Source organism: Oceanicola granulosus HTCC2516, from assembly GCF_000153305.1.
Taxonomy (GTDB): Bacteria; Pseudomonadota; Alphaproteobacteria; order Rhodobacterales; family Rhodobacteraceae; genus Oceanicola; species Oceanicola granulosus.
The window spans coordinates 2,318,729-2,333,171 of the sequence record NZ_CH724107.1; the positions used below are offsets into that span (position 1 = coordinate 2,318,729).

Below are 14,443 nucleotides of genomic sequence, written 5' to 3' on the forward strand. Positions count from 1 at the left end.
AGCGTTTCACGTGAAACATTCTTCGTACGACGTCGTCGTGATCGGCGGCGGTCACGCCGGCAGTGAGGCCGCGCACGCGGCCGCCCGGCTCGGCTGCTCCGTGGCGCTTGTCACGCTGTCGGCTGCCGGCATTGGCGTCATGTCCTGCAATCCGGCCATCGGCGGGCTCGGCAAGGGACATCTCGTCCGTGAGATCGACGCCCTCGACGGGGTCATGGGGCGGGTCGCAGACGCGGCGGGCATCCAGTTCCGCCTGTTGAACCGACGCAAAGGCCCCGCTGTGCAGGGGCCGCGCGCGCAGGCGGACCGCAAGCTGTACCGGCACGCGATGCAGGATGCCCTCGCCGCTCAGCCGAACCTCAGGATTTTCGAAGGCGAGGCCGTGGATCTGCTTGTGAAGGCAGGGAAGGTCGACGGGGTCCGACTGGCCGACGGTGGTGAGGTCGCAAGCAAGGCGGTCATCCTGACGACCGGAACCTTCTTGCGAGGCGTCATCCACATCGGCGACGTCGCGCGCCCCGGAGGTCGAATCGGCGAGAGCCCCTCCGTGAGGATGGCGGAGCGGATCGACGAGTTCGGTCTGCCGCTCGGCCGTCTGAAGACCGGCACACCGCCGCGGCTCGATGGCCGTACGATCCGCTGGGACGTGCTGGAGATGCAGCCGGGCGACGATGAGCCGACGATGTTCTCGTTCCTCTCATCGCAGCCGACGGCGCGGCAGATTTCCTGCGGCATCACGCACACGAACGAGCGCACGCACGACATCATTCGCGACAACCTCTCCCGCTCCGCGATGTATGGCGGCCACATCGGCGGGACGGGGCCACGCTATTGTCCGTCGATCGAGGACAAGGTGGTCCGGTTTTCCGAGAAGCCGTCGCACCAGGTCTTCCTGGAGCCGGAAGGCCTCGATGATCCGACGGTCTATCCGAACGGCATATCGACCTCGCTTCCCGAGGATGTGCAAGACGCTTACGTCCGGTCCATCACCGGGCTTGAAGACGTGAAGATCCTGCAGCCCGGCTACGCGATTGAATACGACTATGTCGATCCGCGCGCGCTCCGGCCGACGCTGGAGGTGAAGGATGTCGCGGGGCTTTATCTCGCGGGGCAGATCAATGGCACGACGGGCTACGAGGAAGCCGCCGCTCAGGGGCTCGTCGCGGGCCTGAGCGCCGGTGCGGCCGCCCTCGGGCGGGAGCCGCTGACCTTCAGCAGGACGACGTCCTACATCGGCGTCATGGTCGACGACCTGATCACCCGCGGTGTCAGCGAACCCTACCGCATGTTCACCTCGCGTGCCGAGTTCCGTTTGTCGCTGCGCGCGGATAACGCCGATCAGCGGCTGACGGAGCAGGGTCGGCAGGCGGGCTGTGTTGGTGAGGAGCGTTGGAGCAGCTACAGCCGGAAGCGGGATGCGCTGGCGACTGGTCGCCGGGAGCTCGAGCGGCGGACCTTCAAGGCGCGCGATCTTGCGGGCCGCGGGGCCAATCTCAATTCTGATGGCGCGGCCCGATCCGGCACCGAAGCGCTCGCGCTCACCGATATCAGCTTCGAGGACCTGATCGCGCTCGATCCAGAGCTCGCAACGGTCGCTCCGGATATCCAGCGCCAGCTCAAGAACGATGCGCTCTACGCCAACTATATCGAGCGGCAGGCGCAGGATATTGCAGCGCTTCGGCGGGACGATGCGCAGGTGCTTCCGGAGAAGCTGGACTACCGCGAGATACAGGGGCTTTCGAATGAGTTGGCTGAGAAGCTCAACCATAGCCGTCCCGCCACGATCGCTCACGCCTCGCGGATCGAAGGGATGACTCCGGCGGCTCTCCTGATCCTTCTCGCGAAGATCAAGCGTGATCACCTGGCGAAGACGGCCTGATGCCGCAGGTCGCGGGTGTAGATGTTTCACGTGAAACAGCGGACCGGTTGACCGAGTTCGCGCAGCTCGTGGCGAAGTGGAACCCGCGCATCAACCTCGTCTCCAAAGGTTCCCTGGCCGACCTCCACGACCGGCACATCGCGGACTCGATCCAGCTCTACCGGCACATTCCACCGGAGGTCGAGTCATGGGCGGATTTGGGAAGCGGCGGCGGCTTCCCTGGGATCATCCTGGCCATCTTGGCCAAGGGTACGCGCTCGAGCCCGATCGAGGTCACCCTCGTCGAGAGCGACCAGCGCAAGGCGACCTTCCTGCGAACGGCCTCCCGCCAGCTGGATCTCGCGGTGAACGTCGCGACGTCCCGGATCGAGGATCTCCCCCCCATGAACGCGCACGGCCTCAGCGCCCGCGCACTCGCCCCGCTGACGAAGCTCCTCGATTACGCCGCCCGTCACCTCTCCCCCGATGGCTTCGCGCTGTTCCCGAAGGGCGAGACCGCGGCGAAAGAAATTGCCACTGCGGAGGCCGACTGGTCCTTTGACCTCGAGCAGATCCCCAGTATCACCAATCCCGAAGCAGTCATTCTCAAGCTGAAGAGGATCAAGCGTGTCTGACCCGACCCGCCCGCGCGGCCCCCGGATCATCGCGATCGCCAACCAGAAGGGCGGCGTCGGCAAGACGACCACGGCGATCAACCTCGGCGCCGCGCTGTCCCACGCCGGTCACACGGTGCTGATCGTCGACATCGATCCGCAAGGCAACGCCTCGACCGGCCTCGGCGTGGAGGCGGATGCGCGCGAGACCTCGATCTACGACGTGCTCCTCGGTGAAGCCGAACTGGCTGACACGATCCGCAGCACCGAGGTCGGTGATCTCCTGATCATCCCGGCTACCACAGATCTCAGCTCTGCCGACATCGAGCTGATCTCCACCGAGAAGCGCAGCTTCCTCCTGCACGACGCGCTCCGCCAGCCCGCCGTCGACCGCTTCGCGCTCGACTACGTGCTGATCGACTGCCCGCCGTCCCTGAACCTGCTCACCGTCAACGCTCTTGTCGCGGCCGATTCGGTGCTGGTCCCCCTCCAGAGCGAGTTCTTCGCGCTCGAAGGCCTTTCGCAGCTCATGCTGACGGTCCGCGAAGTCCGCGAGACCGCCAATCCGCGCCTGCGCATCGAGGGGGTGGCCCTGACGATGTACGACAAGCGCAACAACCTCTCCCAGCAGGTCGAGGAGGACGCGCGGGAGAATCTCGGCGATCTCGTGTTCCAGACCGTGATCCCACGCAATGTTCGCCTGTCGGAGGCCCCGTCCTTCGCCATGCCCGTGCTTGACTACGACCCGTCCAGCCGCGGCGCGCAGGCCTACCAGGCCCTCGCCGCCGAGCTTATTGCCCGTAATGACTGACCGAGGAAGGACAGGCAGATGCCCATCGACCGCCCGAAAACCCGTGGCCTCGGCCGTGGCCTCTCCGCTCTGATGGCCGACGTCTCGCCGGAGGGCCCGGCGCAAGACGCCCCGCGCCGCCCCGACGCACGGCTGCCGATCGAGCGCGTGCACCCGAACCCCAACCAGCCGCGCCGCAGCTTCAATGCCGACGCACTGGCCGAGCTTGCCTCCTCCATCGCCGAGAAGGGAATCATCCAGCCCCTCATTGTCCGCCCCGCGCCGGGGCGCGAAGGCCATTACGAGATCGTCGCCGGCGAGCGCCGGTGGCGGGCCGCGCAGCAGGCGAAGCTGCACGAGGTGCCCGCGCTCGTCCGTGATTTCGACGACACCGAGGTGCTTGAGGTCGCCATCATCGAGAACATCCAGCGCGCCGATCTCAATCCGGTCGACGAAGCCGCCGGTTACCGCCAGCTCATGGACCGCTTCGGCCACACCCAGGAGCAGCTCGCGACGGCTCTCGGCAAGAGCCGCAGCCACATCGCCAACCAGCTCCGCCTCCTGACGCTGCCACCGCCGATCCAGACGTTGATGATCGAGGGTGCCCTCAGCTCCGGCCACGCGCGCACGCTGGTCGGCCACGAAGATGCCGAGGCCATGGCGCAGAAGATCGTTCGCGAAGGCCTGTCCGTGCGCGAGGCGGAGAAGCTGGTGAAGAAGTCGCGCGAAGGTGGATCAGAGCCAAAACCGCCGACCCGCCGGAGCGAGAAGGATGCCGATACCCGGCAGATCGAGGCGGAGCTCAGCGCGGCTCTCCGGATGGCCGTCTCGATCGACCACAGGCCGGGAACGGAGGGCGGTACCCTGACCATCCGCTACAACAACTTCGGTCAGCTCGACGACCTGCTGCGGGCGCTTTCCGGAGGCTAGTTCAGGAGCTCCCGCAACACACCGTTCAACACCGGCCACCCGGCCGGTGTAAGCCGCAGCCGTCCGCCGGTCAGCTCGACGAAGCCGCCATCGACCAGCCCGCGCGCTGCAGCGACGTCGAATCCCAACGCCTCGACGCGCGCGAGGTCCACACCCTCGCGCAGCCGCATCCCCATCAGCAGCACTTCCGCCAGCTGCGCCTCGGCGTCCAGTGCCTCTCGTGCAACGTCGCCGTGCCCCGTCGCCTCCACCTGCGCGAGCCAGGCGCCCGGGGCACGCAGCGCCTCCGTCGCGATGCGCCGGCCGTCGACGGTGATGCGGCCATGGGCTCCCGGTCCGACGCCGACATAGTCACCGTATCGCCAATACACGAGGTTGTGCCGGCTCTCCGCCTCCGGCCGCGCATGGTTGGAAACCTCGTAGTTCTCCATTCCCGCAGCCGCGCAGACCTCCTGCGTCACCTCCCACAAATCCACCGCCCGGTCCTCGTTCGGCAGTCCGGCCAGCTTCCCGGCGCGGTAGCGGTCGCCGAACGCCGTCCCTTCCTCGATCGTCAGCTGGTACAGCGACAGATGATCCACGGCCATCGTCAGCGCCTGCTCCAGCTCCGCCCGCCATGCGGCCAACTCCTGGTCCTGCCGCGCGTAGATCAGATCGAAGCTCACCCGCGGAAACACGTCCCGCGCCAGTTCAAACGCGGCGCGCGCCTCGCGCATGTCATGCAGCCGCCCGAGCCGCCGCAGGTCCGCATCGTTCAGGGCCTGGACCCCGAGCGACACCCGGTTCACCCCCGCGTCGCGGTAGCCTCGGAAGCGGCCGGCCTCGACGGAGGTCGGGTTCGCTTCCAGCGTCACTTCGGGGTCGTTCACCATCGGCCATGCCCGCCGCACCGCCTGCAGGACGGTGTCGACCGTCTCGGGCAGCATCAGGCTCGGTGTCCCGCCTCCGAAGAACACGCTGCGCAGCAGCCGTGGCCCCGTCTCCTCGCGGTAGCGCGCGATCTCGCTCGCGAGCGCCCGGGCCCAGCGGGTCTGGTCGATGCCAGAGACGACGTGGGAGTTGAAGTCGCAGTACGGGCACTTGGCCTGGCAGAACGGCCAGTGCACGTAGAGGCCGAAACCCCCGTGCTCCCAATCCTCAGGCAAAGCAGCCCGCGATCAGCTGCTCGAACGCGCGGCCCCGGTGCGAGATCCGGTTCTTCTCCCAGCGGTCCATCTCGCCGAGCGTGACGTCGTGGCCCTCGGGCTGGAAGATCGGATCGAACCCGTGCCCCTGCGTGCCGCGCATCGGCCACACGATCCGTCCCGGCAGGACGCCCTCGAACATCTCGTCGTGCCCGTCCGGCCAGGCCAGCACCAGCGTACAGCGGAACGCGGCCCGGCGCGGCTCCGGCGCGTCGAGCGCCTCGAGCTCGCGCCAGACCCGTGTCATCGCCATCTCGAAGTCACGGCCGTCGGGCGTCTCGGCCCAGTCCGCCGTGTGCACCCCGGGCGCCCCGTCCAGCGCCTCGACGCTGATCCCGCTGTCGTCCGCCAGCGCCGGCAGGCCCGTCGCCGCGACGGCGGCGCGGGCCTTGATGCGGGCGTTGCCGACGAAGGTCTCCTCGGTCTCCTCCGGCTCCGGCAGTTCGTGGTCGGCGTTCGACGTCAGGCTCACCCCGTAGGGCGAGAGCAGATCGGCGATCTCCTCGAGCTTGCCGCGGTTGTGCGTCGCGACGATCAGTTCGGTGCCGGTGAAGCGCCGCATCAGCCGACGGCCGCCAGCTGCAGCGCCGCGAGCTCGCCGACGCCTCTCTCGGCCAGCCCGAGCAGCTGCTCCAGCTCGTCGCGCGAGAAGGTCGCGCCTTCCGCCGACATCTGCACCTCGATCATCCGGCCGCCGGTCATCACGAAGTTGCCGTCGACACCGGCGACGCTGTCTTCCGGGTAGTCGAGGTCGAGCACCGGCTGGCCGGCATAGATGCCGCAGCTGACGGCCGAGACAGGATCGCCCAGCGGGTCGGAGGTCACGTCGCCCGCCTGCATCAGCTTGTTCACCGCCAGCCGCAGCGCCACCCAGCCGCCGGTGATCGAGGCGCAGCGCGTGCCGCCGTCGGCCTGCAGCACGTCGCAATCCACGGTGATCTGCCGCTCGCCCAGCGCCGCCCGCTCGACGCCGGCGCGCAGCGAGCGGCCGATGAGCCGCTGGATCTCGACGGTGCGCCCGCCCTGCTTGCCGGCCGTCGCCTCGCGTCGCATCCGGCTCCCGGTGGAGCGCGGCAGCATCCCGTACTCCGCCGTCACCCAGCCGAGACCGGTGTTGCGCAGGAACGGCGGCGGGCGGTCCTCGATGGAGGCGGTGCAGAGGACGTGCGTGTCGCCCATCTTGATGAGGCAGGAGCCCTCGGCGTGCTTGGTGACGCCGGTCTCGATGGTGACGGGCCGCATCTGCCCGAGGTCGCGTCCGGAAGGCCGCATTGGCATTCTCCTGTGAAAAGGTCGCGGCGACGTCTACGCGAGCGACGGCCGGATTTCCAACCCTGATTGACCTCGCCCGCCGCCTCGTTTTAATTGGCGCGCTTCACGCGCACCGAGGACCCCTTGACCGACCAGAGAGCCATATTCGACGAGATGACCGACCGCTCCCGCGAGGTGTTCCGCCGCGTGGTCGAGGGCTATCTCGAAACGGGCGCGCCCGTCGGCTCGCGCTCGCTGACCCGGACGATGTCGGAGAAGGTCAGCGCCGCGACGGTGCGCAACGTGATGCAGGATCTCGAGTATCTCGGCCTGCTCGGCTCGCCCCACGTGAGCGCCGGCCGGGTGCCGACCCAGCTCGGCCTGCGGATGTTCGTCGACGGCCTGCTCGAGGTCGGTGACCTCTCCGGCGAAGACCGTGCCCGCATCGACGAGACCCTGACCTCCAACAGCGACGACGTCCCCGCACTGCTCGACCGTGTCGGCTCCGCGCTCTCGGGCATGACCCTCGGCGCCAGCCTCGTCCTCGCGCCCAAGCACGAGGCGCCGGTCAAGCATATCGAGTTCGTCTCGCTCGCGCCCGACCGCGCCCTGGTGGTGTTGGTGTTCGCCGATGGCCACGTGGAGAACCGCGTCTTCACGCCGCCCCCCGGTCAGACCCCGTCGTCGATGCGCGAGGCGGCCAACTTCGTCAACGCGCTCGCCCAGGGCCGCACCCTCGCCGAGCTCGGAACCGCCATGCAGCGCGAGATCGCCAACCGGCGGCGCGAGATCGACACGCTCGCCGCCGACCTCGTCGAGAGCGGTCTGGCGATCTGGGAGAACAAGGGCGAATCGACCGAGCGCCTGATCGTGCGCGGCCGGGGCAACCTGCTCGACGAGAGCGGCGAGCCGGGCGACCTCGAGCGGATCCGCGAGCTGTTCGACGACCTCGAGCGCAAGCGCGACATCGCCGAATTCCTCGAGCTCGCCGAGGAGGGCGAGGGGGTGCGGATCTTCATCGGGTCCGAGAACAAGCTTTTCTCACTTTCGGGTTCCTCTCTGGTGGTGAGTCCCTATATGAACGCGGATCGAAAAATCATCGGCGCCGTGGGCGTCATCGGGCCGACCCGTCTCAACTACGGACGGATCGTGCCCATCGTTGATTACACAGCACAGTTGGTCGGCCGCATCATCGCCGACCGGGCCTAAGGACATGACGATGGCAAAGCCGAAGACCGAGCAGGAATTCATGGAAGAAGTGGCCGCCGAGCTGCGCGGCGACAGCGAGGCCGCCGACGAGGTCTACGAGTCCGCGCCCGAGGCGCAGGAGAGCGACGAGGCCGCGCCCGCGGGCGACGCCGCCGCCGGGGCCGACGAGCTGGAAGCGCTGCGCGCCGAGCGCGACGATCTGAAGGACCGCTTCGTGCGTGCGCTCGCCGACGCGGAGAACACCCGCAAGCGCGCCGAGCGCGACCGCCGCGAGGCCGAGACCTACGGCGGCTCCAAGCTCGCCCGCGACATGCTGCCGGTCTACGACAACCTCTCCCGCGCGCTCGAGACGGCGACGGAGGAGCAGAAGGAAATCAGCAAGGCGCTGCTCGAAGGCGTCGAGCTGACGATGCGCGAGCTGCTGAACGTCTTCAAGAAGCACGGAATCGAGCCGATCTCGCCCGAGGTGGGCGACAAGTTCGACCCGCAGATGCACCAGGCGATGTTCGAGGCCCCGGTCCCCGACACCAAGGCCGGCGACATCATCCAAGTCATGGCGACGGGCTTCCTCCTGCACGACCGCCTTCTGCGGCCCGCGCAGGTCGGCGTGAGCAGCACGCCCGCGTCCTGACGCGGCCGGGACGGTGCCGGGCTGAAGCCCGGCTTACCGGACCATTGCCCGTAGGCCGGGCTTCAGCCCGGCTTGCCCCCCACCATCGCCTTCAGCTCGTAGACCAGCGCCAGCGCGTCCCGCGGGCTCAGCTCGTCGGGCAGCACCTCCTCGAGGCGTGCCTCGACGCCCGACGGTTTCACGGGGGACACCGGGGCCGGCGGCGGGGCGGCGGCGAAGAGCGGCAGGTCGTCGATCACCGCCCGCCGCGCGCCGCCACCCTCGCGCTCGCCGGCCTCCAGCGCCTCGAGCACGACCCGCGCCCGCTCGATCACGCTGTCCGGCAGCCCCGCCAGCCGCGCGACCTGCACCCCGTACGACCGGTCCGCCGTGCCGCGACGGACCTCGTGCAGGAAGACCACCTCGCCTTCCCATTCCTTCACCGCGACCGTCGCGTTCTCCACCCCCGCGAGCTTGCCCGCCAGGGCCGACATCTCATGGTAGTGCGTCGCGAACAGCGCCCGGCAGCGGTTGACCTCGTGCAGGTGCTCGAGCGTCGCCCAGGCGATCGACAGTCCGTCGTAGGTGGCGGTGCCGCGGCCGATCTCGTCGAGGATCACCAGCGCGCGGTCGTCGGCCTGGTTCAGGATCGCGGCGGTCTCGACCATCTCGACCATGAAGGTCGACCGCCCGCGCGCGAGATCGTCCGACGCGCCGACCCGGCTGAACAGCTGGCTGACGATGCCGACATGCGCGCTCTCCGCCGGCACGTAGGCGCCTGCCTGGGCGAGCACGGCGATCAGCGCGTTCTGGCGCAGGTAGGTGGACTTGCCCGCCATGTTGGGGCCGGTGAGCAGGTGGATCGGGGCTTCGCCGAGGTCGCAGTCGTTGGCGACGAACGGCGCGCCGTCGCGCCGCAGCGCCTCTTCTACGACCGGGTGCCGCCCGCCACAGACCTCGAAGGCGCGGCTGTCGTCGACCACCGGCCGGCACCAGTCCCGCGCCCGCGCCAGGTCGGCGAGGCCGCAGGCGAGGTCGATCTCCGCCAGCGCGCGCGCCAGCTCCGAAAGCCGCGCGGCCTCGTCGAGCATCGCTTCTCTCAGGCTGGCATAGAGCCGCTTCTCGATCTCCAGCGCCCGCGCGCCCGCGTTCAGGATCTTGGTCTCGAGCTCCGACAGCTCCACCGTCGTGAAGCGGACCTGGCTGGCCGTGGTCTGGCGGTGAATGAAGCTGTCGGACAGCGGTGGCGCGAGCATCTTCTCGGCGTGTGTGGCGGTGGTCTCGATGAAGTAGCCGAGCACGTTGTTGTGCTTGATCTTCAGGCTCGCGATCCCGGTCTGGCGCGCATACTCCGCCTGCATTCCCGCGATGACCGAGCGGCCCTCGTCGCGCAGCCGGCGCGCCTCGTCGAGGTCCGGGTCGTGCCCCGGCGCGACGAAGCCGCCGTCGCGCGCGAGCAGCGGCGGCTCCGCGACCAGCGCCGCTTCGAGCAGCGCCAGCAGCATGTCGTGCCCGACCAGGTCGCGCGCGGCGTCGGCCAGCAGCTCGGGCAGGTCGCGCCCCTCGAGCAGCCCGGCGATCTCCACCGCCTGCGCCAGCGAGTTGCGCAGCCCCGCCATGTCGCGCGGGCCGCCGCGCTCCAGCGCCAGCCGCGACAGGGCGCGGTCGATATCGGCCACACCGCGCAGCGCCTCGCGCAGTGGTTCGGCGAGGGTGGCCTCCTCGACCATCGCGGCGACAGCCGCCTGCCGGTCGCGGATCCGGTCGAGCTGGCACGAGGGCGCCGAGAGCCGCCGCTCGAGCAGGCGCGCGCCGCCGGCGGTGACGGTGCGGTCGACCGCACCAAGCAGCGAGCCCGCGCGCCCGCCGGTCATCGCCGAGGTCAACTCCAGTGAGCGCCGGGTGGCGGCGTCGATCTGCATCGCCGCCCGCGCACCCTCCTTCACCGGCGGACGCAGCAGCGGCAGCTTGCCGCGCTGGGTGATCTCGAGATACGCCACCAGCCCCGCCAGCGCCGAGATCTCGGCGCGCGTGAACGTCCCGAACCCCTCGAGCGAGCCGACCCGGAAGATCTCGCAGAGCCGTCGCTCGCCGGAGGTGGAATCGAACGACGTCGCCCCGAGCGGCGTCACGGCGGCGCCCAGATCAGAGACCATCTCGGCGTAATCCGCCTCGATCGTCTCCGCCAGCAGCACTTCCCGCGCCCCCAGCCGCGCCAGCTCCGGCCCCAGCCGCATCGCCGAGCAGGTCATCACCGACAGCGCTCCCGTGGAGATGTCGACCCACGCCAGCGCGCCCTCGTCGCGTACCGTGGCGTAGGCGGCAAGGAAGTTGTGGCGACGCGCGTCGAGCAGGCTTTCCTCGGTCAGCGTGCCGGGCGTCACCAGCCGCACCACGTCGCGCTTCACGACCGACTTCGCGCCCCGCTTCTTCGCCTCCGCCGGGTCTTCGAGCTGCTCGGCGATGGCGACGCGGAAGCCCTTGCGGATCAGCGTCAGCAGGTAGCCCTCGGCGGCGTGGACCGGCACCCCGCACATGGCGATGTCCTCGCCCAGGTGCTTGCCGCGCTTGGTCAGCGCGATGTCGAGCGCCTCGGCCGCGGCGACGGCGTCGTCGAAGAACATCTCGTAGAAGTCGCCCATCCGGTAGAACAGCAGCGAGTCCGGGTTCGCCTGCTTGATCTCCAGGTATTGCGCCATCATCGGCGTCACGCCGCCCGCCGCTGTGCTCATGCTGTGCCCCCAGACGCTGGCCCAAAGCCTTGGGCGGCGACCCTACAAAGCCCCGGATCCGGGCGAAAGCCGAAATAACGCCAGTTGCCCCCGCGCCCGTTCGCCCGCTAACAACAAGGGCCGACAGGGAGGATACCATGGCCAAGGCCCGCTTCACGCCCGAGGATGCGCTCGCGTTTCACATGGAACCGTCGCCCGGGAAGTGGGAGGTGCAGCCCACCGTCCCGATGACGACCCAGCGCGACCTGTCGCTCGCCTATTCGCCCGGCGTCGCCGTCCCGTGCGAGGCGATCGCCGCGAACCCCGAGCTGGCCTACGATTACACCAACAAGGGCAACCTGGTGGCGGTGATCTCCAACGGCACCGCGGTGCTGGGGCTCGGCAACCTCGGCGCGCTCGGCGGCAAGCCGGTGATGGAAGGCAAGTCGGTGCTGTTCAAGCGCTTCGCCGACGTCAACTCGATCGACATCGAGCTCGACACCGAGGATCCGGACGCCTTCTGCGACGCGGTGCGGCTGATGGGGCCGACCTTCGGCGGCATCAACCTCGAGGACATCAAGGCGCCCGAGTGCTTCATCATCGAGCAGCGGCTCAAGGAAGAGATGGACATCCCGGTCTTCCACGACGACCAGCACGGCACCGCGGTGATCTGCGCCGCCGGGCTGATCAACGCGCTGCACATCTCGAACAAGAAGATCGAGGACGTGAAGATCGTCCTCAACGGCGCCGGCGCGGCGGGCATCGCCTGTATCGAGCTGCTGAAGTCGATGGGCGCGCGGCCCGAGAACTGCATCGTCTGCGACACCAAGGGCGTGATCTACCAGGGCCGCACCGAGGGGATGAACCAGTGGAAGTCGGCGCACGCGGTCAAGACCGACCTGCGCAGCCTGGAAGAGGCGATGGACGGCGCCGACGTGTTCCTCGGGGTCTCCGCCAAGGGCGCGGTGACCGAGAAGATGGTCGCCTCGATGGCCGACAACCCGGTGATCTTCGCGATGGCCAACCCAGATCCCGAGATCACCCCCGAGGAGGCACACGCGGTGCGGGTCGACGCCATCGTCGCCACCGGGCGGAGCGACTATCCCAACCAGGTCAACAACGTGCTGGGCTTCCCCTACCTGTTCCGCGGCGCGCTCGACATCCACGCCCGGGCGATCAACGACGAGATGAAGATCGCCTGCGCCGAGGCGCTTGCGGCGCTGGCGCGCGAGGACGTGCCCGACGAGGTCGGCGTCGCCTACGGCCGCAAGCTCGCCTTCGGGCGCGACTACATCATCCCCACGCCGTTCGACCCGCGCCTGATCTACCGCATTCCCCCCGCCGTCGCCCGCGCCGGCATGGAGACCGGCGTCGCCCGGCGGCCGATCATCGACATGGACGGCTACGAGACCGCGCTGAAGGGCCGGATGGACCCGACCGCGAGCATCCTGCGCGGCATCTACGCCCGCGCCCGCGCCGCGCAGGGCACGGTGCTGTTCGCCGAGGGCGACGATCCGCGCGTGCTCAAGGCGGCGGTGCTCTACCAGCGCTCGGGATACGGGCGCAGCCTCGTCGTCGGCCGCGAGAGCGACGTGAAGACGAAGCTGGAGGCCGAGGGCCTCGCCGACGCGGCGCGCGAGCTGACCATCGTCAACGCCGCCAACACCGACCACCTGGAGACCTACAAGCGCTTCCTCTACGAGCGGCTCCAGCGCAAGGGCCACGACCAGCAGGACGTCCACCGCCTCGCGGCGCGCGACCGCCACGTCTTCGCGTCGCTGATGCTCGCGCACGGCCATGCCGACGCGATGGTCACCGGGGCCACGCGCAAGTCGGCACACGTGCTCGAGCTGATTAACCACGTCTTCGACGCCGGCCCCCACGACGGCGCGGTCGGCGTGTCGGCGGTGCTGGCGCGCGGACGGATCGTGCTGATCGCCGACACGCTGGTCCATGAATGGCCCGACGAGACCGACCTCGCCGTCATCGCCGAGCGCGGCGCCGCTGTCGCGCGCACGCTGGGGCTGGTGCCGCGGGTGGCGTTCGTCAGCTTTTCCACCTTCGGCTACCCGGTCTCCGAGCGCGCCACCAAGATGCACCAGGCCCCCCGCGTGCTCGACGCGCGCGGCGTGGACTTCGAGTACGAGGGCGAGATGACCGTCGACGTCGCGCTCAACACCCGCGCCGCCGAGCACTACCCGTTCAGCCGCCTTACCGGCCCGGCCAACGTGCTCGTCGTCCCGGCGCGGCACTCGGCGTCGATCTCGGTCAAGCTGCTGCAGGAGATGGGCGGCGCGACGGTGATCGGCCCGATCCTCGCCGGGGTGCACAAGCCGATCCAGATCTGCTCCACCGTCTCGACGGTCACGGACATCCTCAACATGGCCGTCATCGCGGCCAGCAAGGTCGACGACAGATGACCGTTCTCAACCTTGGCTCGATCAACATCGACATCGTCTTCGCCGTCCCGCACATCCCCGCTCCGGGCGAGACGCTCTCCTCCACCGGTCGCGAAGTGTTCCTCGGCGGCAAGGGCACCAACATGTCGGTCGCGATCGCCCGCGCCGGCGGCACGGTGCGCCACATCGGCGCCGTCGGCCCTGACGGCGGCTGGACCGTCGAGCGGCTGCGCGCGGCGGGAGTCGATATCGGCTTCATCGCGGAGCTCGAGGAGGTGACGGGGCAGGCGCTGATCGCGGTCGATGCCGATGGCGAGAACACGATCATTCTCTATCCCGGCGCAAATCGCGCCCTGCGCCACGATGCGGTCATGGCGGCGCTCGCCGAGGCCGGGCCGGGCGACAGGCTGCTGCTTCAGAACGAGACCAACCTGCAGGCCGAGGCGGCGCGCGAGGCCAAGGCCCTCGGCCTCGCCGTCACCTATGCCGCCGCGCCGTTCGACGCCGACGCCGTGAAGGCCGTGCTCCCGACGCTCGACATGCTGTTCCTCAACCGCGTCGAGGCCGAGCAGCTCACGCAGGCGACGGGGCAGGCCCCGGCCGACCTCGGCGTGCGCGACGTGGTCATCACCCTCGGCGCCGACGGCTGCGACTGGATCGGCCCCGGCGGCGTGCAGCACTTCGATGCCGTCCCGGTCGAGCCCGTCGACACCACCGGCGCGGGCGACACCTTCACCGGCTACACCCTCGCGGCGCTGGAACGGGGTCTGTCCATGCCCGCCGCGCTCGAACTGGCGGGGCGGGCCGGGGCGCTGATGGTGACGCGCCACGGCACCTCCGACGTGATCCCGACCCTCGACGAGGTCCGGGCCTTCGCCGGCTGACGG

Annotated in this window: 12 protein-coding genes; 8 read left to right on the forward strand and 4 right to left on the reverse strand. The window is 69.4% G+C overall.

The features are described 5' to 3' along the window. Positions 1-10 precede the first annotated feature (10 nt). The 4 genes from mnmG to OG2516_RS11205 are packed head-to-tail and all read left to right on the forward strand — an operon-like array spanning position 11 to position 4,192. The gene (mnmG, locus tag OG2516_RS11190) at positions 11-1,879 is read left to right on the forward strand and encodes a tRNA uridine-5-carboxymethylaminomethyl(34) synthesis enzyme MnmG (RefSeq protein ID WP_007255782.1); all 1,869 of its coding nucleotides are present in this window, start codon (positions 11-13) and stop codon (positions 1,877-1,879) included. Beyond that, complete coding sequence (gene rsmG, locus OG2516_RS11195) at positions 1,879-2,493, forward strand: 16S rRNA (guanine(527)-N(7))-methyltransferase RsmG (protein WP_040615147.1); 615 nt, start codon at positions 1,879-1,881, stop codon at positions 2,491-2,493. The genes mnmG and rsmG overlap by 1 nt, the downstream gene beginning before the upstream one ends. Beyond that, positions 2,486-3,283 (forward strand): ParA family protein, encoded by a 798-nt coding sequence (locus tag OG2516_RS11200; RefSeq protein ID WP_007255784.1) that lies wholly within the window; start codon positions 2,486-2,488, stop codon positions 3,281-3,283. Before rsmG ends, OG2516_RS11200 begins: the two co-directional genes overlap by 8 nt. Positions 3,284-3,301: 18 nt before the next feature. Then, a complete protein-coding gene (locus tag OG2516_RS11205) occupies positions 3,302-4,192 on the forward strand; it encodes a ParB/RepB/Spo0J family partition protein (RefSeq protein WP_007255785.1) in 891 nt (296 codons plus the stop codon). On the opposite strand, the gene hemW is transcribed toward OG2516_RS11205, so the two are convergent. From hemW to rph, 3 genes are read right to left on the reverse strand one after another with little or no spacing between them, the layout of a single operon-like run. Next, positions 4,189-5,298, reverse strand: a complete 1,110-nt coding sequence (hemW, locus tag OG2516_RS11210) for a radical SAM family heme chaperone HemW (protein WP_007255786.1) — start codon at positions 5,296-5,298, stop codon at positions 4,189-4,191. The genes OG2516_RS11205 and hemW overlap by 4 nt on opposite strands. A gap of 31 nt (positions 5,299-5,329) precedes the next feature. Continuing rightward, positions 5,330-5,938 carry an RdgB/HAM1 family non-canonical purine NTP pyrophosphatase gene (rdgB, locus tag OG2516_RS11215; RefSeq protein ID WP_007255787.1) on the reverse strand — a complete coding sequence of 203 codons (609 nt, stop codon included), beginning with the start codon at positions 5,936-5,938 and terminating at the stop codon, positions 5,330-5,332. Beyond that, a complete protein-coding gene (rph, locus tag OG2516_RS11220; RefSeq protein ID WP_007255788.1) occupies positions 5,938-6,648 on the reverse strand; it encodes a ribonuclease PH in 711 nt (236 codons plus the stop codon). Before rph ends, rdgB begins: the two co-directional genes overlap by 1 nt. Positions 6,649-6,801: 153 nt before the next feature. Between rph and hrcA the strand changes: the two genes are divergently transcribed. After that, a complete protein-coding gene (gene hrcA / locus OG2516_RS11225; RefSeq protein ID WP_217598183.1) occupies positions 6,802-7,836 on the forward strand; it encodes a heat-inducible transcriptional repressor HrcA in 1,035 nt (344 codons plus the stop codon). A gap of 10 nt (positions 7,837-7,846) precedes the next feature. Beyond that, entirely contained in the window at positions 7,847-8,467 is a 621-nt protein-coding gene (gene grpE / locus OG2516_RS11230; protein ID WP_007255790.1) for a nucleotide exchange factor GrpE, read from the forward strand. Between the two features lie 62 nt (positions 8,468-8,529). On the opposite strand, the gene mutS is transcribed toward grpE, so the two are convergent. After that, positions 8,530-11,178, reverse strand: a complete 2,649-nt coding sequence (mutS, locus tag OG2516_RS11235; RefSeq protein ID WP_007255791.1) for a DNA mismatch repair protein MutS — start codon at positions 11,176-11,178, stop codon at positions 8,530-8,532. Between the two features lie 137 nt (positions 11,179-11,315). Between mutS and OG2516_RS11240 the strand changes: the two genes are divergently transcribed. Further along, entirely contained in the window at positions 11,316-13,577 is a 2,262-nt protein-coding gene (locus tag OG2516_RS11240) for an NADP-dependent malic enzyme (RefSeq protein ID WP_007255792.1), read from the forward strand. Further along, a complete protein-coding gene (locus tag OG2516_RS11245; protein ID WP_007255793.1) occupies positions 13,574-14,440 on the forward strand; it encodes a ribokinase in 867 nt (288 codons plus the stop codon). Before OG2516_RS11240 ends, OG2516_RS11245 begins: the two co-directional genes overlap by 4 nt. Positions 14,441-14,443 lie beyond the last annotated feature (3 nt).